The sequence below is a fragment of the Methylobacterium sp. 1A genome, from assembly GCF_058072805.1.
Window position 1 is genome coordinate 1,934,911 of sequence record NZ_JBYQVE010000002.1, and the last position, 17,518, is coordinate 1,952,428.

22 protein-coding genes are annotated in these 17,518 nt (G+C 72.7%); 8 read left to right on the forward strand and 14 right to left on the reverse strand.

The features are described from left to right. Window positions 1-148: 148 nt before the first annotated feature. From ACX9MN_RS29195 to ACX9MN_RS29210, 4 genes are all read right to left on the reverse strand, one after another. A complete protein-coding gene (locus tag ACX9MN_RS29195; RefSeq protein WP_020092651.1) occupies window positions 149-1,000 on the reverse strand; it encodes a glycosyltransferase family 2 protein in 852 nt (283 codons plus the stop codon). Next, window positions 997-1,590, reverse strand: coding sequence for an SAM-dependent methyltransferase (locus ACX9MN_RS29200; RefSeq protein WP_489726137.1), 594 nt, complete (start codon window positions 1,588-1,590; stop codon window positions 997-999). Before ACX9MN_RS29200 ends, ACX9MN_RS29195 begins: the two co-directional genes overlap by 4 nt. Continuing rightward, window positions 1,587-2,324, reverse strand: coding sequence for a PIG-L deacetylase family protein (locus ACX9MN_RS29205; protein WP_091926155.1), 738 nt, complete (start codon window positions 2,322-2,324; stop codon window positions 1,587-1,589). Before ACX9MN_RS29205 ends, ACX9MN_RS29200 begins: the two co-directional genes overlap by 4 nt. A gap of 192 nt (window positions 2,325-2,516) precedes the next feature. Continuing rightward, a complete protein-coding gene (locus ACX9MN_RS29210) occupies window positions 2,517-2,840 on the reverse strand; it encodes a helix-turn-helix domain-containing protein (protein ID WP_020092648.1) in 324 nt (107 codons plus the stop codon). A gap of 222 nt (window positions 2,841-3,062) precedes the next feature. On the opposite strand from ACX9MN_RS29210, the gene ACX9MN_RS29215 reads away from it, so the two are divergent. After that, window positions 3,063-3,578 carry an META domain-containing protein gene (locus ACX9MN_RS29215; RefSeq protein ID WP_266285160.1) on the forward strand — a complete coding sequence of 172 codons (516 nt, stop codon included), beginning with the start codon at window positions 3,063-3,065 and terminating at the stop codon, window positions 3,576-3,578. Between the two features lie 94 nt (window positions 3,579-3,672). Continuing rightward, a complete protein-coding gene (locus ACX9MN_RS29220; RefSeq protein ID WP_020092646.1) occupies window positions 3,673-3,837 on the forward strand; it encodes a hypothetical protein in 165 nt (54 codons plus the stop codon). A 29-nt stretch (window positions 3,838-3,866) separates the two neighbouring features. On the opposite strand, the gene ACX9MN_RS29225 is transcribed toward ACX9MN_RS29220, so the two are convergent. Beyond that, entirely contained in the window at window positions 3,867-4,082 is a 216-nt protein-coding gene (locus tag ACX9MN_RS29225; RefSeq protein WP_020092645.1) for a hypothetical protein, read from the reverse strand. 108 nt (window positions 4,083-4,190) lie between these two features. Next, window positions 4,191-4,469 carry a hypothetical protein gene (locus tag ACX9MN_RS29230; RefSeq protein WP_020092644.1) on the reverse strand — a complete coding sequence of 93 codons (279 nt, stop codon included), beginning with the start codon at window positions 4,467-4,469 and terminating at the stop codon, window positions 4,191-4,193. 158 nt (window positions 4,470-4,627) lie between these two features. On the opposite strand from ACX9MN_RS29230, the gene ACX9MN_RS29235 reads away from it, so the two are divergent. Then, window positions 4,628-5,161, forward strand: a complete 534-nt coding sequence (locus tag ACX9MN_RS29235) for a gamma carbonic anhydrase family protein (RefSeq protein ID WP_132367167.1) — start codon at window positions 4,628-4,630, stop codon at window positions 5,159-5,161. Between the two features lie 40 nt (window positions 5,162-5,201). Here ACX9MN_RS29235 and ppa read toward each other — a convergent pair whose 3' ends face one another. Beyond that, a complete protein-coding gene (ppa, locus tag ACX9MN_RS29240) occupies window positions 5,202-5,735 on the reverse strand; it encodes an inorganic diphosphatase (RefSeq protein WP_020092642.1) in 534 nt (177 codons plus the stop codon). Window positions 5,736-5,846: 111 nt separating this feature from the next. Beyond that, window positions 5,847-6,353 carry a GNAT family N-acetyltransferase gene (locus ACX9MN_RS29245; RefSeq protein ID WP_056525909.1) on the reverse strand — a complete coding sequence of 169 codons (507 nt, stop codon included), beginning with the start codon at window positions 6,351-6,353 and terminating at the stop codon, window positions 5,847-5,849. A 217-nt stretch (window positions 6,354-6,570) separates the two neighbouring features. Here ACX9MN_RS29245 and ACX9MN_RS29250 point away from each other — a divergent pair, with 217 nt between their 5' ends. Continuing rightward, the gene (locus ACX9MN_RS29250) at window positions 6,571-7,296 is read left to right on the forward strand and encodes a tyrosine-protein phosphatase (RefSeq protein ID WP_489726138.1); all 726 of its coding nucleotides are present in this window, start codon (window positions 6,571-6,573) and stop codon (window positions 7,294-7,296) included. Window positions 7,297-7,299: 3 nt separating this feature from the next. On the opposite strand, the gene ACX9MN_RS29255 is transcribed toward ACX9MN_RS29250, so the two are convergent. Both ACX9MN_RS29255 and ACX9MN_RS29260 read right to left on the reverse strand, forming a co-directional pair. Beyond that, window positions 7,300-8,157, reverse strand: coding sequence for a prephenate dehydratase (locus tag ACX9MN_RS29255; protein ID WP_056525912.1), 858 nt, complete (start codon window positions 8,155-8,157; stop codon window positions 7,300-7,302). A gap of 23 nt (window positions 8,158-8,180) precedes the next feature. Then, complete coding sequence (locus ACX9MN_RS29260) at window positions 8,181-8,924, reverse strand: 3-deoxy-manno-octulosonate cytidylyltransferase (protein ID WP_020092638.1); 744 nt, start codon at window positions 8,922-8,924, stop codon at window positions 8,181-8,183. Window positions 8,925-9,247: 323 nt separating this feature from the next. Between ACX9MN_RS29260 and ACX9MN_RS29265 the strand changes: the two genes are divergently transcribed. Next, window positions 9,248-10,219, forward strand: a complete 972-nt coding sequence (locus ACX9MN_RS29265; RefSeq protein ID WP_020092637.1) for a c-type cytochrome — start codon at window positions 9,248-9,250, stop codon at window positions 10,217-10,219. Between the two features lie 165 nt (window positions 10,220-10,384). After that, entirely contained in the window at window positions 10,385-11,545 is a 1,161-nt protein-coding gene (locus ACX9MN_RS29270) for a multidrug effflux MFS transporter (RefSeq protein WP_020092636.1), read from the forward strand. A gap of 268 nt (window positions 11,546-11,813) precedes the next feature. Here the strand turns inward: ACX9MN_RS29270 and ACX9MN_RS29275 are convergent, their stop codons facing one another. Further along, a complete protein-coding gene (locus tag ACX9MN_RS29275) occupies window positions 11,814-12,317 on the reverse strand; it encodes a GNAT family N-acetyltransferase (protein ID WP_100251390.1) in 504 nt (167 codons plus the stop codon). 64 nt (window positions 12,318-12,381) lie between these two features. After that, the gene (locus tag ACX9MN_RS29280) at window positions 12,382-13,578 is read right to left on the reverse strand and encodes an MFS transporter (protein WP_489726139.1); all 1,197 of its coding nucleotides are present in this window, start codon (window positions 13,576-13,578) and stop codon (window positions 12,382-12,384) included. A gap of 62 nt (window positions 13,579-13,640) precedes the next feature. Here ACX9MN_RS29280 and ACX9MN_RS29285 point away from each other — a divergent pair, with 62 nt between their 5' ends. After that, on the forward strand, window positions 13,641-14,456 hold the full coding sequence (locus ACX9MN_RS29285; RefSeq protein ID WP_489726140.1) for an AraC family transcriptional regulator: 816 nt from the start codon (window positions 13,641-13,643) through the stop codon (window positions 14,454-14,456). A 7-nt stretch (window positions 14,457-14,463) separates the two neighbouring features. On the opposite strand, the gene hmpA is transcribed toward ACX9MN_RS29285, so the two are convergent. After that, window positions 14,464-15,705, reverse strand: coding sequence for an NO-inducible flavohemoprotein (gene hmpA, locus ACX9MN_RS29290; protein ID WP_020092632.1), 1,242 nt, complete (start codon window positions 15,703-15,705; stop codon window positions 14,464-14,466). Between the two features lie 192 nt (window positions 15,706-15,897). On the opposite strand from hmpA, the gene ACX9MN_RS29295 reads away from it, so the two are divergent. Beyond that, a complete protein-coding gene (locus tag ACX9MN_RS29295; RefSeq protein ID WP_056525927.1) occupies window positions 15,898-16,389 on the forward strand; it encodes an Rrf2 family transcriptional regulator in 492 nt (163 codons plus the stop codon). A gap of 19 nt (window positions 16,390-16,408) precedes the next feature. On the opposite strand, the gene ACX9MN_RS29300 is transcribed toward ACX9MN_RS29295, so the two are convergent. Continuing rightward, on the reverse strand, window positions 16,409-17,515 hold the full coding sequence (locus tag ACX9MN_RS29300; protein WP_132367173.1) for a microcin C ABC transporter permease YejB: 1,107 nt from the start codon (window positions 17,513-17,515) through the stop codon (window positions 16,409-16,411). Window positions 17,516-17,518: the final 3 nt, after the last annotated feature.

Here is a 17,518-nt window from a genome sequence, read left to right on the forward strand (position 1 = left end):
GGATCCGCCCTCCGCACGGCGAGGAACGTCTCGTCATTGCGAGCGCAGCGAAGCAATCCAGGGTCGCGGCTACGGCGACATGCGTGTCGCTGCCGGGTTGCCTCGCTGCGCTCGCGAGGACGGCGGCGCCGCGTGGCCCGAAGTCCCGTCAGAACGGCTGATCGTCCGGTAGCCGCGCCGCTTCCATCTCGTCCGGCGTCGGGTCCCGGTGAACCACGATCCCGGTGGAGCGGTCCGCCGCGATCAGCCCGAGCCGGGCGAACCCGTCGAGCCAGCCGTCCATCGGCCAGATCCCGTGCCGGTCGTGGAAGCGCGCCGCGTTGGCGACGATGTCGCGGAAATGCTGCAGCGGCGGGTCGTAGCCCGGATGATGCTGGTGGTAGGCCCGGGGGCCGCCGAGGAACAGGATCGGCACGCCGGCCCGCTCGGCCCGGAAGGCGAGGTCGGTGTCCTCCGCGCCGTAGCCTGAGAAGGTCTCGTCGAAGCCGCCGAGGCGGTCATAGGTCGCGGCCCGCACCGCGAAGGCGAGGGACCAGAACAGGCCGGGCTGCGGCGCCGGCGCCACCGTGCCGGCGGGCGGGAAGGCCCGCACCGGGTGCGGCGCGCCGAGACGCGCCAGATCCGTCTCGCGCCACCCGTCCGCGACCGCGCCGGCCGGCAGGTAGCCGATCTCGCAGCAGATCAGGCCGTCCCGCTCGGCCACCGCCCGCGACAGGCCCGCGACGAGCCCCGCCGAGGGGATGCAGTCCACGTCGAGGAAGATCAGCGTGTCGGCACCGGCGGCCCGGCGCCCGGCATTGCGCGCCGCGGCGAGCGGCAGGCCGGCACGCGGGAACGGCACGCGCTCCACCGGGAAGGGCAGGGCCGGGTAGGGCGCCGCGTCGTCGCCGATCTCGACGACGACGCAGCGGTCGGGCGGGTCGCCGCGGCCGAGGCCTTCGAGCAGACGGGTCAGGTGCGCGCGCCGGCCCTTGTTGAGGGTGATGACCGCGACGCTCACGGGGCGGTTCCGGCGCGCAGGACGTCGATGCGGTACTTGTCCGTCCGCGCCTGACTCAGGACCTGTGCGAAGGGTGCCGACAGCCGGATGAAGCCCTCGGCGGCGCCGTCACCCGAGAGCGGGTAGTCGGTCTCGCCCAGCCAATGCACCAGCACGATGTCGCCGCCGGGCACGATCGTCGCGCCGGCCCGGCGCACGAGCGTGGCGAAATCCTCCGGGGCCAGGAAGTACAGGAACTCGGAGAGGACGATCAGGTCGAACCGCTCCTCGGGCCAGTCCGCCGGCATCGTGCCCTGCCGGATCTCGACGTGGGGGCGATCCGCGCAGCGCGCCCGGGCGTCCTCCAGGGCGGCCGGAACCAGATCCGTGGCGAGCAGACGCTCGCAGCGCTCGGACAGGGCGTGGGTGAAGACGCCGATGGAACAGGCCGGCTCGAACGCGGCCCGGTAGCGCGCCTGCGGCAGGGCCGCCAGCGTCGCCGCGTACTTGTCGCGCTCGTAGGACGACGAGGTGAAGCGCCAGGGATCCGGGTCGCTGGCGTACATGCCGAGGAAGTAGTCTTCCGGCAGGGTCTGCGTCCGGCGGCTCATGCGGGGACCGCGACGAAGCGCTCGTAGGGGCCGCAGAGCCGGTCGATCATGGCGGGCTCGAGCCGGAAGCCCTGGGGATCGTCCGCGATCAGGTCGGTGGTCTGCGATTCGTGGGCGGCGACGGCGCGCGCCTTGGTCTCGCGATAGGCGGAGACGTCGAGGCGCAGGCCGGCGGGGCTCGGCCCGACCTCGGTCTCGGGCGGCAGGGTCCAGCCCCAGACGGGGTACTCGTAGACGCGGACCCCTGGCATCTGCGGCCGCGCGAGGGCGACGATCGCCGCGGCCGCCTTGTGGTCGCAGTGGGGATCGTGGCGCCACGTGACGAAGACCGCGCCGGCCCCGATCGCCGCGGCCGCGCGGGCGACCGCGGACGCGGAGGCCTCGGCCTCGGGGCCGTCGCTCGGGACGTGCGCGTCCGGGAGGCGCAGGAAGGTGACGGCCTCAGGCCCGAGGCCGAGAACCGCCACGGCCCGCCGGGTCTCCGCCTCTCGCAGGGCGCGCAGTTTCTCGGGCGGGTAGAGACGGGAATGCGTGTGCGACCCGCAGCCGTCGCTGACCACGACGAGATGCACGGGCCGTCCCGACGCCCGGGCGGCGGCGATCAGCCCGCCGCATCCGAGGCTCTCGTCGTCGGGATGGGGCGCGACCACCACGAGCCCTCGGCTCCCCAGGAGGGCGTCGAGGCTCGCCACGGGAAGCGCGTCGGCGGCGGCGAGGAAGGCGTCGGCGCGCATCAGCGGCCTCCGATCCGGTCAGAGGCCGAGAGGTCGGAGGCCAAGAGGAAGCGCCGGTCGCACCGCGACGGGCTGCTGACGGGATCGATCACGGGACGCTCCACGGACGGTGCGCGGGTTGTGGCGTCCCGGGTTGTCAGGCGCGGCGCATGAACGCGCCATGAGCGGCGCGTTCGGGTCGGCCGGCGGGTGTCAGCGATCGTTCTCGGTGGTGAGCGCGTCGGCGCGGGTGCCCTCGTCGACGCCCCGGCCCGCCGCGAGGTGGACGCCGGGCGTCGGCGCATCGCGGAAGACCGCACCGGCGGCGCTGAGGGCGCTGCGCAGGGCCTCGACCTGGCCACTGGGCGCGTCGCTGTAGCCGCCCTCGAAATCCCGCACGAATCGCTCGTCCAGGCCGACCTTGCCGGCGAGATCGGCCTCCGACCAGCCGAGCAGCCCGCGAGCCGCCCGCGACTGCGCCGGGGTCATGGCGAGCGCCCGGGTCCCGCTCTGCGCGCCCTCGTCCGATCCTGCCAAGGTGATCCTCCTGCTTCGCACTGATCAACAACGATCGCGGTCCCGGATCGTTTCCGGGCGGTCTTCGGCCGAGCGCGACCATAATTGTGCTGAAATCCTGTCGCATCCGGCAAGGCGCAAGGATTCGGAGCGGCCCACGCGAGGGGCCGGACCGCGCGGCCCGCGCGGCGCTTCCGGACCGGGATGACCTGCGCGCGGCGCGCGCGACATGGGGACTGGACGATGAGAGGGGTGCTGATCGCGAGCTTGGCCTGTGCCGTGCTGGCCATGGACCTGAGCGCGGCGACGCAGGCGCAGGCGCAGATGGGCGGCTCGCCCACGGGCTTCGGCCGGGGCAACCGCCGGCCGGGCGGCGAGGAGGAGAAGAAGCCCCAGTACGTGCCGGGGACCAAGGCCAGCGAGAAGATGTTCCCGCTGGACTCGACCTGGACCGCCGTGAGCCTGAACGGCAAGCCGTTCACGGGCGGCGACCGGCCGAGCTTCATCATCGACAAGCAGTACCGCGCCCGCGGCTACGGCGGCTGCAACACCTTCGCGGCGACCGCCTTCCCGCTCAAGGAGCAGCACATCGCCGTCGGCCCGCTCGCGCTCACCAAGAAGAGCTGCGACAAGGGCCTCGCGGCCGCCGAGCAGGCGTTCTTCATCGCCCTGCGCACCTCGGCGGTGTGGGACATGGTCGGCTCGCAGCTCGTTCTGAAGAGCCCGAACGGCGAGCTGAAGTTCGACCGGGCCCTTTAAGGGCCGGTTCACCACGCCGAACGACGACGGCCGCCGATTCAGACGCTCTTGAGGGACGTCGGCGCTCACTCCTCCGGTATCGAGGAGTGCGCGGATGCCAGTCGGGATCGGGATCGGACGCGGGGATCCCCTGCGTCCCGCGGTGACGCGGACCGCGCGCTTCTCGGGACCCGAGGGCTTCCATCCGGGCGCCCTCTGGCTCGCCGCGGCGTCGCCGCTCCTGGCGACCCTCCTCCTCCTCGTCCGGCTCGCGGCCTGAGGGGGAGCCTGCGCCGACCGGTCCTAGCCTCAGCGGGTGCCGGTCGCGTCCGGCGCCCGCGAGGTCTCGGAGGCGCGGTGCGTCTCGGGCGAGGCCTCCGAGCGCAGCATCACGGGCGGGAACAGGGCCGCCAGACCCGCGGCCACGCCGTACAGGACGGGATCGGCGTTCGCTCCCGCTTCGGGCGGACGGAGATCGCTGGTCAGCTTCGTGCGCCGGCGGGCATCGCGCGCGTTCGCGAGCATCTGTCCGCGTCTCCGTTGTTAGCGTGTTCGAAACGGTCAATGCCGCGTTCCGCGTTTCGTTGCCGCGGACGTCCGATATTTCTCCCGGCCCTCGATCGCGGCCGATTCTCAGCCGCGGCGCCGGAGGATCGGCACGGACCGACCGTCCGGCAGCGGGCAGGCGGCCGGGACGACCTCGACGATCGACGCGCTCGGACAGCGCGCCCGGCAGCCCTCGGCCGCCGCGATCTGATCGCCGCCGCAGGCGTCGGCGAAGCAGAAGGTCCCGAGATCCTCGCACGTCGCCCGGAACCGGCCCAGCGCCGCCGGCCCCCGCAGGTCCGCGGCCCCGGCCCCCTGCGTCAGCAGGAGAAGCGTCAGACCGATCAGGGCCGGGAGGCGTGCCATCTCTGTCTCCGATCCGGGTCACGACCGCTTGCGGAGCCAGCCTAGCATTGGCAGCCTGGACGCGCCGTACCATTCCCGCGACACGTGCCGCGCGTCATCTGTCGCGATCCCGGCCGCGCCGCGCGGCCGATACCACCGCTCTTCCGTGAAAGGCCGCCATGCCGCTCTACGCCCTCGACGAGCACGTCCCCGACCTCGCCGACCCGGCCCGGGTCTGGATCGCGCCCGACGCGCAGGTGATCGGCCGGGTGCATCTCGGCCTCGATGTCGGCATCTGGTTCGGCGCGGCCCTGCGCGGCGACAACGAGCCGATCCGCATCGGTGACCGCACCAACGTCCAGGAAGGCGTGATCATGCACGTCGATCCCGGCTTCCCCCTCGTGATCGGGACCGACGTCACGATCGGGCACGGCGCGATCGTGCACGGCTGCACCATCGGGGACGGCAGCCTCGTCGGCATGGGGGCGACGGTTCTGAATGGGGCCCGGATCGGCCGCGGCTGCCTCGTCGGCGCCAACGCGCTGGTCACCGAGGGCAAGGAGTTCCCGGATCACAGCCTGATCGTCGGGGCGCCGGCCAAGGCCGTGCGCACCCTTGACGAGACCGCGATCGAGGGTCTGCGGCAGGCCGCCCTGCGCTACGTGGAGAATGCCCGGCGCTACCGGGCCGGGCTGCGCCGCATCGACGGCTGACGGGTACGGGCCGCTCCCCGGAGGAGCGGCCGGAACACCCTTACTTCTTGGCCTTGCCGCGCTCGATCGCTTCCTCGATCAGCCGGTGGGCCTCCTCCTTGTCGCCCCAGCGGACGAACTTGACCCACTTGCCGGGCTCCAGATCCTTGTAGTGCTCGAAGAAGTGCTGGATCTGCTGGATCGTGATGTCGGGCAGGTCGGTGTAGTTCTCGACCCGGTCGTAGCGCTTGGTCAGGTGGCGCGAGGGCACCGCGATGATCTTCTCGTCCTCGCCGCCCTCGTCCTGCATCACCATGACGCCCACGGGACGCGCGCTGATGATCGCGCCCGGCAGCACCGCGCGGGTGTTGGCCACCAGCACGTCGCAGGGATCGCCGTCGCCCGACAGGGTGTGGGGGATGAAGCCGTAATTGCCCGGGTAGAACATCGGCGTGTACAGGAACCGGTCGACGACCAGCGCGCCGGATTCCTTGTCCATCTCGTACTTGATCGGCTCGCCGCCGAGCGGCACCTCGACAATGACGTTGACGTCGTGCGGCGGCTTCTTGCCGAGCGGGATGGCGTCGATCTTCATGGCCTGTCGCTTCCGGAATGCGGTCTCGTCCGCTTCCCGGATCTCTTAGAGGCGCCGCCTGGCAAAGCAAATCAGTCGATGGTACGGCCCGGCAACGAGCGCTGGAAAACGTTAGCCGAAGAGAAACCCGACCTTCGGGAGCGGGAGGCCCGCCACGCGGTCCAGCACCCGCGGGCCGGCGACGCCGCCGAGCCCCTCGTAGAAGGCGCTCGCGCGGGCGTTGTCCTCCAGGCTCCACACGCCGAGCCGCGCGAGGCCGTGATCCGCGAGGTCGTTGCGCACCGCCCGGAACAGGCGGCGGCCCAGGCCGACGCCCTGGTACTCCGGCAGCAGGTAGAGTTCGTCGATCTCCGCCTCGGTGCCGAGGGACCGGCTGCGCGTCCGCCCGTAGGCCGCGTAGCCGACGACGAGTTCGCCCGTCTCGACCACCGCGATCGGCCGGCCGCGGCGCAGGGCGCCCCGCCACCACGCCCGGTCCCGGGTCGAGATCAGCCGCTCCAGGGCGACGCCCGGGATGATGCCGCGATAGGCCTCGCGCCACGACGCGTCGAACACCTTGGACAAGCCGCCGAGGTCGGCCTCGCGGGCCCGGCGGATGCTCGTGGTGCGCGTGCTCATGGGCCTCGGGCCTCCCATCGTCCGACCGGCGGATAACTCGCGCGGTCCGCGCAGGTTCGATGCCGATCCGGGCGGAGTGAAGGCAAGAACGGCGCCGGATCCCGTCGGTGTGTGGTCGACCGCGTGCCGGTCTGGTGCCGGGCCGCCGCGGGCCCGCGAATTGCCGGGCCGCCGGGTGGCTGGTAGAGCCCGGGCTCGTTCCCTCGGCAGCCCGGCCTTGTTCAACCGCTTCCTCAAGCCCGAGACGCGCTACGCGCGCCGCATGGCCCGGATCGCCCGCTTCGAGCGACCGATCGCCGGCCCCGGCGACCGGCTGATGGCCTGGGCCAGCATGCTGCTGGTGGACCACGGCGTGTTCCGCCTCGCCTACCTCAACCGGCACCGGGTCGGCACCGGCGCCGTCTGGCGCTCGGCCCAGCCCGGTCCCCACCAGCTCGCCCGCTTCCGGGCCGAGGGCGTGCGGACGATCATCTCCCTGCGCGGCGGGCGCGAGCACGGGTCCTGGCCGCTGCAGCGCGAGGCCTGCGAGCGCCACGGCCTCAAGCTCGTCGAGTTCGTGCTCCGCTCGCGGGAGGCGCCGGACCGCGCCACCATCCTCGGCGCCAAGGCGTTCTTCGCCGGCATCGAGTACCCGGCCGTGATGCACTGCAAGTCCGGCGCCGACCGGGCCGGCCTCGCCTCGGCCCTGTACCTGATCCTGCACGAGGGCCGCCCGGTGGCCGAGGCCGCCCGGCAGCTCTCCGCCCGCTACGGCCATCTCCGCTTCGCCAAGACCGGGATCCTCGACGCGTTCTTCGCCCGCTACCGCGCCGAGGGCGAGGCGAAGGGCCTCGACTTCCTGACCTGGGTCGAGACCGTCTACGATCCCGAGGCGCTCAAGCGGGATTTCCGGCCGGGCTTCTGGTCGGATCTGGCCGCCGACCGCATCCTGCGGCGGGAGTGAGGATCACTCCGCGGGCGGCCGCGCCGCCTCGCGGAACGGGTGGGCCGGGTAGGTCCCGATCACCCGCAGCTCGCGCGAGAAGAAGCCGAGCTCGTCCAGCGCGCGGCGGAGGCCCGGATCCTCCGGATGGCCGTCGACCTCGGCGTAGAACTGCGTGGCGGTGAACTCGCCGTCGACCATGTAGCTCTCGAGCTTCGACATGTTGACGCCGTTGGTCGCGAAGCCGCCGAGCGCCTTGTAGAGGGCGGCCGGGATGTTGCGGACGCGGAACACGAAGCTCGTCACGCAGGGCTCGGCGCCCTGGGCGACCGGCTCGGGCTCGGGGGAGAACACCACGAACCGGGTGGTGTTGTGCGCCTCGTCCTCGACGTCGCGCTCGAGGATGTCCAGGCCGTAGACCTCGGCGGCGAGGGCGGGCGCCAGGGCCGCCCGGCTCGGGTCGCCGATCTCGGCGATCTCGCGGGCCGCCCCGGCGGTGTCGCCGGCGACCACGGCCTTCAGGCCCAGCCGGCGGATGATGCGGCGGCACTGGCCCAGCGCGTGGACGTGGCTGTGGACGCTCCTCAGCGCCTCGAGCTTCGTGCCCGGCAGGACCATCAGCTGGAAGTGGATCGGCAGGAAGTGCTCGGCCACGATGTGCAGCGGCGAGATCGGGATCAGGTGGTGGATGTCGGCGACGCGGCCCGCGATCGAGTTCTCGATCGGGATCATCGCCCGCTGCGCGCGCCCCTCCGTCACCGCCGCGAAGGCGTCCTCGAAGGTCGGGCAGGGCAGCGGCGTCCAGTCCGGATAGGCCTCCGCGCAGATGATGTGCGAGTTGGCCCCGGGCTCACCCTGGTAGGCGATGGTGCGGTCGGTCATGGCGGCGCGGATTCGTTCGTCGGTCAGTTCAGGCGCCGGCCCTGCAGCAGGGCGCGGGCCCGTTCCAGGTCGGCGGGGGTGTCGACGCCGAGCGGCAGGTCGTCGACGATGGCGGCATCGATGCGCATGCCGGCCTCGAGGGCCCGCAACTGCTCGAGCTTCTCCCGCACCTCCAGCTCGCCGGGCGGCAGGGCCACGAACCGGCTGAGCGCCGTGCGCCGGTAGGCGTACAGGCCGATATGGTGCCAGAGGGGCCCGTCGCCCCAGGGCGCGCGGGCGCGGGTGAAGTAGAGGGCGCGCAGACGCCCGGGACCGACCGCGTGGCCGACGAGCTTGACCACGTTGGGGTTGTCGGCCTCGTGCGGATCGGTGATCGGCGCGCAGAGGGTGACGATGTCGACGGTGCGGTCGGCGAGCGGCGCGACGGAGGCGCCGATGATCGCCGGGTCGATGGTCGGCAGGTCGCCCTGCACGTTGACGACCACGTCGTGGCGGCCCTCCGGATCGACGATCTCCAGGGCCTCGGCGAGGCGATCGGAGCCCGACGGGTGGTCGGCCCGGGTCATCACCGCGAGGCCGCCCGCGGCCTCGACCGTGCGGGCGATCTCCGCCGTGTCGGTGGCGACCACCACCGGGCCGATCCCGGCCTCGACGGCCCGGCGCCAGACATGGACGATCATGGCCTCGCCGGCGATGTCGGCCAGCGGCTTGTTCGGCAGGCGGGTCGCGGCGAGGCGCGCCGGGATCAGGACCAGGGGATCGGACATCGAGATTCGGATCCGGATGCGCGGATCGAGCGGCCGCGACGGGAGGCGGCCGGCTGCTTAACAGGCCGGCCCCCGGTTGTCGTCCCCCGGGAACGCGCCTGCGGAAACGGGCCGGGCCGCGGTGGAGAAAAGGTGCCACACGGTGACAAGCTGGACAATTCGGTGGAACAATCCTGCGCCGGAGCGACGCGGAACGCCCCTGCGGCATTGTCAGGAGCGGCCCGGAACCGCTAAGGCAACCTCGAAATCTTCCAATGTCCGGTGTCCGAGCCCGCTCGCCCGTGTCAGGCGCGCGTTCGGCACGGCCGAGTTGCGAGAAGAGCATGAACTCGTTCGAGGTGAACAAGGTCCTGGGTGCGGTCCTCGGCGCCCTTCTGTTCGCGGCCGGATCGGGTTTCGTCGCCGAATTGATCTACCACCCGAAGCCGGCGGGCAATGCCGGCTATGACCTGCCCGAGCCGCAGCCCGAGGCCGCCTCCGCGGCGCCCGAGGCCAAGGTCGAGCCGATCGCCGTCCGCCTCGCGAGCGCCAATGCCGAGAAGGGCGAGGCCGGCACCAAGGCCTGTCACGCCTGCCACAGCTTCGAGAAGGGCGGCCCGAACAAGGTCGGCCCCGACCTGTACGGCATCGTCGAGCGGCCGAAGGGCGCGCATGCGGGCTTCGACTACTCGGCGGCCATGAAGGAGAAGGGCGGCACCTGGACCTACGCTGACCTCGACGAGTTCCTGACGAACCCGAAGGCCTACGTGAAGGGCACCAAGATGGCCTACGCGGGCATCGCGGCGCCGCAGGAGCGGGCCAACGTCATCGCCTACCTGCGGACGCTCGCCGAATCGCCGAAGCCGCTGCCGGCCGTCGAGAAGACCGACGCCGCGCCGGCGGCCGCGCCCGCCGCGGCCAAGCCCGAGGACAAGCCCGCCGCCGACAAGCCGTCCGCCGACAAGCCCGCCGCCAACAAGGCGTCCGAGGGTAAGGACAGCCCGGCCAAGCCCGCCGATACCGGCACCGCCAAGCCGGTCGAGGCGAAGTCGCCCGGCAGCCCGCGGACGACCGGCGAGTCGAGCGACCGCAACGCGCCGGCTCCCCCGGCCAGCGCCCACGACAGCGACCAGCAGGGGCAGCCCTCGAGCCTGATCCCCGCCGAGCCGACCGCGCCGACGGCGCCGGCCGCCAAGGAGCCGGCCGCGAAGGCCAATCCCGAGGCCGTCGAGCGGGCGAAGGATCTGGAGGTCGGCGGCCCGACCAAGGATCTGAACGCGCCGCTGCCGACCCCGCAGCCGCTGCCGAAGGAGTAGGCCGCACGGGGCCGGGTGCGGGGCCGGGCACGGTCCCGCCCCTCGCGTGCCTGGCGCGTTCCGCCGGCATGGCTCCGGGCGTGGCCCTTGCCTAAGGCGGCTGCGCCCCGGCATCCGGCCGGATCGAGAACCGCGTAGGGCCCCTTGACTGATCGACGTCCCGCCGTGCCGGAGCGCCGGGCCCCCCTGCCGCTCCTCGTCGCCGTGACCATGACCGGAACGGTGGCGCTGCACATCTTCGTGCCGGCGCTGGCGGCGGCGGCCGTCGACCTCGGCACCAACGCCGCCGGCGCGCAGCTGACGATCACCGTCTACCTGATCGGGCTCGCGGGCGGTCAGCTCCTCTACGGGCCGCTCTCGGACCGGTACGGGCGGCGCCCGATCCTGATCGGGGGACTCGGCCTCTACCTCGCCGGCCTGCTGCTCGCGATCCCCGCGCCCAACATCGGCGTCCTGCTCGTCGCCCGCGTCCTGCAGTCCCTCGGCGCCTGCGGCTCGCTGGTGATCGGCCGGGCGATGGTCCGCGACGTCTCGACCCGCGAGGACGCCGCCCGGAAGCTCGCGATCCTCACCACCGCGATGACGCTCACGCCCGCGCTGGCCCCGGCGATCGGCGGCGTGGTGAACGAGGCCTTCGGCTGGCGCGCGGTGTTCGTGGTGCTGGCCGGCCTCGTCGCCGTGCTGGGCGCGCTCGTGGTCTTCACCCTGCCCGAGACCAACCGCCACAAGGTGGCGCTGCCGGGCTTCGTCGCCGTCCTGTCCGGCTACCTGCGGCTGGTGCGGGTCCCGGTGTTCCGGGCCTACCTGGTGGCGGGCGCCTGCGGCGGCACCAGTCTCTACGCGTTCCTGGCGGTGGCGCCGTTCCTCCTCGTGGACCGGCTCGGGCGCTCCTCGCAGGAGGTGGGCTTCGACTGCCTGATCGTCGTGTTCGGCATGGTCGGCGGCGCCGTCCTGGCGAGCCGGCTCGCCGCCCGGGTGCCGATCCGCAAGGCGGCGCGGAGCGGCAACCTCCTCTGTATCGGGGCGGCGCTGTCGCTGCTGGTCGTGGACCGCACCGGCATGCTCGGCGTGGTCAGCCTGATCGTGCCGCTCTTCGCCTACGCGGTGGGCGTCGGTCTGCTCAGCCCCAACGCGGTGGCGGGGCTGATGAACGTCGACCCGCACGCCGCCGGGTCGGCCTCCAGCCTCTACGGCTTCACCCAGATGACGTTCGGGGCGCTGTTCACGGCCGCCGCCTCGGCGTGGCCGGCGACCTCGGCGACGCCGGTGGCGCTGGCGCTGCTCGCGGCCGGGCTGATCGCCGCGCTGGCGCTCCGGCGGGCCTGAACGGGGTTTCGAACGGTCGAGCGCCGGCCCTGGCGGCGCTCGCTGCTCGGCGGACCCGTCGGCCCCCTCCGTCATCGCGAGCGGAGCGAAGCGACCCAGGGTCAGCGCGCCCTCCGCAAGTGTGGCGCGACTGGATTGCTTCGCTTCGCTCGCAATGACGGCGGCTGCGTGTGGGTTGCGCTGAGCCATTCACGCGCATGCAGAAGACCAGCCCGGTGCGGATCGACATCACCGTCAGAGAGCTGAGGCACGCCCGTCGGGCCCCGTTTCAGGTCCTGACCGCCTCGATCGGGCCCGACACGCCCGCACGGAACTCCTCGGCCAGTTCCAGCCACAGCAGGCGCGCCGGGTCGACCGGTCCCGGCAGGGTCAGGCGCCCGGGCGGAACCGGCGTGAACCCGAAGCGGGCGTAGTAGGGCGCGTCGCCGACGAGGATCACCAGGCCCTCGCCCGCCCGCCGCGCCCCCTCGATCGCCGCGCGGGTCAGGGTGCCGCCGATGCCGCGACCCTCGAAGCTCGGATCGACCGCCAGGGGGCCGAGCATCACGAAGGGCGTCGCCCCGGTCCGCACCGGCCCCATCCGGACCGAGCCGACGAGGAAGCTGCCGACCGAGGCGGTGATGCCGAGGTCGATCCGCTCGGCCGCACCCTCGCGGAGGCGGTAGGCGGTGCGGGCGAAGCGGCCGGGACCGAAGGCCCGGGCATGGAGGCGCTCGATGGCGGGGGCATCCTCCGGCCGCTCCGGCCGGATGACGAGGGACAGGTCGGTCACGGGGTACTCGCGGGTCGGACGGGCGCCGCGTAGCAGCGCGGGGCTCGCCCCGCAAACCGCCGCGCTACTCGGCGGCGGCCAGGGCGGGCCGCGCGCCGCCCTGCGTCAGCCTCAGGAAGCCCAGGGCCGCGAGCCAGATCACCGCGCCGCAGGCGGCGGCGACGCCAAGGACCAGCGCGAAGCCGCCGCGGTCATGCAGGAGGGCGATCGCCGGCACCACGAAGCCGCTCGCCGTGAAGCCCACGAAGTAGCGCACGCTGTAGGCGCGGGCCCGGTAGGCGGGCGGCACGTAGCGGGCGATCATCGCATCGTTGATCACCACCTGCCCGTAGATCGCCGTCATGGCGAGGACGAGCCCGGCGAGCAGCGGCAGGCCGGTGGAGGCGGCCGCGATCCCGAGCCCCAGCGGCTGCAGCACCGAGAGCGCCACGAACAGGGACGGCAGGCTGTAGCGGTCGATCAGCCGGCCCATGGCGAGCTGCATCAGGGCGCCGAACAGGAAGACGCCGGTGGCGATCGAGCCGGTCAGGGCCAGCGGCAGCGCCTGCCCGACCCCCTCGTCGATCACCTTGGGCAGGCTGATCGTCGTCAGGTTGAAGGTCAGGCCGCCCGCGAAGATCGACAGGGCGAACATCGCCATGAGCGCCCAGGGCCGGGTCACCGGGATCACCGCGGCGCCGCCGGCCTTCCGGCCCGCGGCGTCGCCGTCGCCCGGGACCAGAGCCACGAAGGCGGCCCCGCAGGCGAGGCAGACGAGGCCCGGGACGACGAAGGCCGCGCGCCAGCCGACCGTGGCGGCGAGCAGCGCGGTCAGGCCGGAGGCCGAGGCCGCGCCGAGATTGCCCCAGACGCCGTTGATGCCGAGATCGTGCCCGAGCCGGCGCGCATGGGTGACCAGCATGGCCGAGCCGACCGGGTGGTAGATCGCCGAGGCGAGCCCGAGGACGCAGAGCCAGAGGGCGAAGCCCAGCGGCGTCGAGGCGCTCGCCACGCCCAGGCAGGACAGGCCGTAGCCGAAGAAGAAAACCGCCAGCATGTTGCGCCGCCCGAAGCGGTCGGCCAGCGAGCCCATCGGCAGCGAGCACAGGCCGAAGGCCACGAAGGCGCCGGTGGCGAGCCCGATCAGCTCGCCGTAGCCGAGCCCGGTCTGGGCCGCGATGGCGATCACCGCGGTCGGGTAGATCAGCAGCACGAAGTGGTCGAGGGCGTGCGCGACGTTGACGAAGCGCAGGGTGCGGCGGGACAGCGTGTCGGAATCCATCGCGGCGTATCCTCCGGGACGGCACCCTGATAGCCTGACCCGATGGCGGTGTTGGGCCGGATATGTACGCGAACGGGCCAATCTCGACGGAGGCGCGCGGCGCCGCGGGGCGGTCGACCGAGGCGGCCGACTATCAGGACGTGCCTCGCCCGGTCGCGGTGATGCCCAAGACCTACGCGGCCGGGATGCACCTCGCCCGGCACTTCCATCCCCGGGCGCAGCTGCTCTACGCCACGTCCGGGCTGATGATGGCGTTCGCGGAGGACGGCACCTGGGTGGTTCCCGAGGGGCACGCCCTCTGGATCCCGCCGCTTCTGCCGCACGCGGTCGCGACCCACGGCGCGGTCGCGATGTGCTCCGCCTATCTCGATCCGGCCGCGGTCCGGTCCTTCCCGGCGAGCTGCCGGGTGATCGCGGTGTCGCGGCTCCTCGCCGCCGCGCTCACCGCGCTGGCGGAGGAGCCGGTGCTCTACGCGGAGGCGGGTCGCGGCGGCCACCTCGCCGCCCTGGTGCTCGACGAGATCGGCCGGGCCCCCGCGACGCCGCTCGCGCTGCCGCTCCCCCGCGACCCGCGCCTGCGCCGCGTCTGCCTCGCGCTGATCGAGGATCCGGCCTCGGAGGCCGATCTCGACGCCTGGGCCGACCGTGCCGGCGCGAGTCGGCGCACGCTCACGCGCGGGTTCCGCGCGGAGACGGGCCTCAGCTTCGGCGACTGGCGGGCGCGGGCCCGCGTGATCCGGGCGCTGGCGCTCGCGGCCGAGGGGCGGCCGCCGCAGGCGGTCGCGGCGGCCGTGGGCTACCGGAGCGCGCAGGCGCTGCGGACGACCGTGGCGCGGGTGCTCGGCGCCACGCGGCCGCTCCGCGGCGGAACGCCCTGAGCGCCGCCTAGGCTGCCTGCCGGGGCTCCTCGAAGAGCTCGTCGGCCGGGCCGAAGAACTCGAACTTCACCCGCTCGGCCGGGACGCCGCGGCGCAGCAGGCCGGTGGCGAGATCCCGCAGGAACGGCTTGGGACCGCACAGGTAGTAGGTCGCGCGGTCGTGCGGCGTGTGCTCCGCGAGCCAGTCCGCCGTGATCAGGCCCTGGACGTCGTAGTGCTCACCCGGCCGGTCCGCGGCTTCGGGCTCCGCGTAGAACGTCACGAGCGTCGCGGCGCGGGCCCGCGCCGCGAGCGCCCGGGCGTGGTCGCGCAGGGCGTGGACGCGGCCGAACAGGGCGCCGTGCACGTACCAGGTCGGCCGGTCCGGGCTGTCCGCCGCGATGGTCTCGAGCATGCTGATCATCGGGGTCAGCCCGACGCCGCCGCTGACCAGCACCACGGGCGCGTCACTCTCGGTGTCGAGGCTGAAGTCGCCCGCCGGTGCGGCGACCTTCAGCACGGTGCCGGGCCGCGCGTGGTCGTGCAGCCAGTTCGAGGCGATCCCGGCCGGACGGCCCGGCGCCGCCTCGCGCTTGACGGTGATGCGGTAGGCCCGGTCGCTCGGCGCGCAGGACACCGAGTAGTTCCGCTTCAGCACACCGCGGCCCGGCAGGTCCAGGAGGAAGCCGAGATACTGGCCCGGCCGATGCCGCAGCACCGGGCCACCGTCGGCCGGCACGAGAACGAAGGAGCGGATCGTCTCGCTCTCCTGGGTCACGCTGTCGACCACGAAGTCGCGCCAGCCGTTCCAGCCGCCCGGCTTGGAGGCATGGTCGCGGTAGATCGCGGCCTCCCGGCCGATCAGCAGTTCCGCCAGGAACCAGTAGGCCTCCCCCCAGGCCGTGGCGATCTCCGGCGTGGCGGCCTCGCCGAGGACATCCCCGATCGCGCCGAGGAGGGCGTCGGCCACGTGCGGGTAGTGCTCCGGCAGGATGTTCAGGGCGACGTGCTTCTGCGCGATGCGCTCGACCGCGCCCGCCAGGACGCCGAGATTGTCGATGTTGCGGGCGTAGGCGAGCACGGCCTGGGCCAGGGCCTTCGGCTGAGAGCCGGTCTCGCCGTGATGGGACTGGTTGAAGAGGTCGCGGATCTCGGCGTTCTCGAAGAGGCGCTCGTACATGCGCTTCGTGATGGTGAGGCCGTGGGCCTCCAGGGCCGGCACGGTGGCCTTGATGAGAGCGACGGTGGCGGGGGAGAGGGGCGCGGGCATGGCACAGCTCAAAAGGTGCATACGACATGCTTCTTTTAGCGCCCCCTCGAAACGATGCAAGTGAAATACATCTTATAGGGACGATGCCTGTTCGCCTGCCAGCGGTGGTGCCGGTCCGCGGCTGCGCGTACGGACTCGGACCGCGGCGGACATCGCATCGCGCCACGGCAGGGATCGTCTTCTGGAGTTGAGATGCGCCTGACCCGCTACACGGATTACGCGTTGCGCACGCTGATCTACGTCGGGCTCCACGAGCCCGAGCAGAGTTCGATCGCCGGGATCGCGCGCGCCTACGGCATCTCGGAGAACCACCTGACCAAGGTGGTCCACCAGCTGGGTCGGCTCGGCCTGATCCGGACGATCCGCGGCCGTGGCGGCGGCCTTCGGCTGGCGAAGCCGCCGGAGGAGATCGTCGTCGGTGCGGTGGTGCGCCAGACCGAGGACGACCTGGCGCTGGTCGAGTGCTTCGGCGGCGGCGCCTGCGCCATCACGGCCCCGTGCCGGCTTCGGCGGGTGCTGGGCGAGGCCCTGGCGGCGTTCCTCGCCGTCCTCGACCGCTACACCCTGGCGGACCTCCTCGGCGCGCCGGACGGCGACGCCATCGCGGCGCTGCTGGGCCTGGCCGGCCCCCCGCGCGACGAGCCGCCGGTGCCGGCCGGCGCCGCGAGCCTCCCGGAGACCTGAGGATCCGCGCGCCGCGCGGTCAGGTCGCCCGCGCCGAGAAATCGATCCGCGGGTCGATCCAGACGTAGATCAGGTCGGACAGCAGGTTCACCGCGAGCCCGAGCAGCGAGAAGATGTAGAGCGTTGCGAACACCACCGGATAGTCGCGCCCGACGATCGCCCGGAACGACAGCTCGCCCAGGCCGTCGAGGGAGAAGATCGTCTCGATGAGCAGCGAGCCGGTGAAGAAGGCCGAGATGAAGGCGCCCGGAAAGCCCGCGATCACGATCAGCATGGCGTTGCGGAACACGTGCCCGTAGAGCACGCGCCGCTCGGACAGCCCCTTCATCCGCGCGGTCAGCACGTACTGCTTGCGGATCTCGTCGAGGAACGAGTTCTTGGTCAGCAGGGTCGAGGTGGCGAAGGCGCCGATCACCAGGGCGGTCAGCGGCAGCACCATGTGCCACGCGTAGTCGGTCACCTTGTGCCAGGGCGAGAAGCTCTCCCAGCCCTCGCTGGTCAGGCCGCGCAGCGGGAACCACTGGTAGAACGAGCCGCCGGCGAACAGGATGATGAGCATCAGCCCGAACATGAAGCCCGGGATCGCGTAGCCGATGATCACCACGAAGGAGGTCGCGCGGTCGAAGCGCGTGCCGTCCGCCACGGCCTTGCGGATGCCGAGCGGGATCGAGATCGCGTAGGACAGCAGCGTCATCCACAGGCCCAGCGAGATCGAGACCGGCAGCCGCTCCTTGATCAGCTGGATGACCGTGACGTCGCGGAAGTAGCTGCGGCCGAAATCGAACCGGACGTAGTCCCAGAGCATCTTGGCGAAGCGCTCGGGCGCCGGCTTGTCGAAGCCGAACTGCTTCTCGAGCTTGGCGATGAATTCCGGGCTCAACCCCTGGGCGCCGCGGTAGCGGGAACTGGCGTCGCCGCCGCCGCCCGACGGCCGGCTGGCGCCGCCGAGGTCGCCCGAGCCGCCGGTGACGCGGGACATGGCCCCGTCGCGCTGGCCCTGGAGCTGCGACAGCACCCGCTCCACCGGTCCGCCGGGGGCGAACTGCACGATGGTGAAGGTGATCAGCATGATCCCGAACAGGGTCGGGATCATCAGGCCGATGCGGCGCAGGATGTAGGCGAGCATGGC

Coding starts and splice junctions, on each gene's coding strand:
- ACX9MN_RS29200 (WP_489726137.1), bottom strand. CDS start 1,590: ATGAGCCGCCGGACGCAGACCCTGCCGGAAGACTACTTCCTCGGCATG.
- ACX9MN_RS29205 (WP_091926155.1), bottom strand. CDS start 2,324: ATGCGCGCCGACGCCTTCCTCGCCGCCGCCGACGCGCTTCCCGTGGCG.
- ACX9MN_RS29215 (WP_266285160.1), top strand. CDS start 3,063: ATGAGAGGGGTGCTGATCGCGAGCTTGGCCTGTGCCGTGCTGGCCATG.
- ACX9MN_RS29220 (WP_020092646.1), top strand. CDS start 3,673: ATGCCAGTCGGGATCGGGATCGGACGCGGGGATCCCCTGCGTCCCGCG.
- ACX9MN_RS29225 (WP_020092645.1), bottom strand. CDS start 4,082: ATGCTCGCGAACGCGCGCGATGCCCGCCGGCGCACGAAGCTGACCAGC.
- ACX9MN_RS29230 (WP_020092644.1), bottom strand. CDS start 4,469: ATGGCACGCCTCCCGGCCCTGATCGGTCTGACGCTTCTCCTGCTGACG.
- ACX9MN_RS29235 (WP_132367167.1), top strand. CDS start 4,628: ATGCCGCTCTACGCCCTCGACGAGCACGTCCCCGACCTCGCCGACCCG.
- ppa (WP_020092642.1), bottom strand. CDS start 5,735: ATGAAGATCGACGCCATCCCGCTCGGCAAGAAGCCGCCGCACGACGTC.
- ACX9MN_RS29245 (WP_056525909.1), bottom strand. CDS start 6,353: ATGAGCACGCGCACCACGAGCATCCGCCGGGCCCGCGAGGCCGACCTC.
- ACX9MN_RS29255 (WP_056525912.1), bottom strand. CDS start 8,157: ATGACCGACCGCACCATCGCCTACCAGGGTGAGCCCGGGGCCAACTCG.
- ACX9MN_RS29260 (WP_020092638.1), bottom strand. CDS start 8,924: ATGTCCGATCCCCTGGTCCTGATCCCGGCGCGCCTCGCCGCGACCCGC.
- ACX9MN_RS29265 (WP_020092637.1), top strand. CDS start 9,248: ATGAACTCGTTCGAGGTGAACAAGGTCCTGGGTGCGGTCCTCGGCGCC.
- ACX9MN_RS29280 (WP_489726139.1), bottom strand. CDS start 13,578: ATGGATTCCGACACGCTGTCCCGCCGCACCCTGCGCTTCGTCAACGTC.
- ACX9MN_RS29285 (WP_489726140.1), top strand. CDS start 13,641: ATGTACGCGAACGGGCCAATCTCGACGGAGGCGCGCGGCGCCGCGGGG.
- hmpA (WP_020092632.1), bottom strand. CDS start 15,705: ATGCCCGCGCCCCTCTCCCCCGCCACCGTCGCTCTCATCAAGGCCACC.
- ACX9MN_RS29295 (WP_056525927.1), top strand. CDS start 15,898: ATGCGCCTGACCCGCTACACGGATTACGCGTTGCGCACGCTGATCTAC.
- ACX9MN_RS29300 (WP_132367173.1), bottom strand. CDS start 17,515: ATGCTCGCCTACATCCTGCGCCGCATCGGCCTGATGATCCCGACCCTG.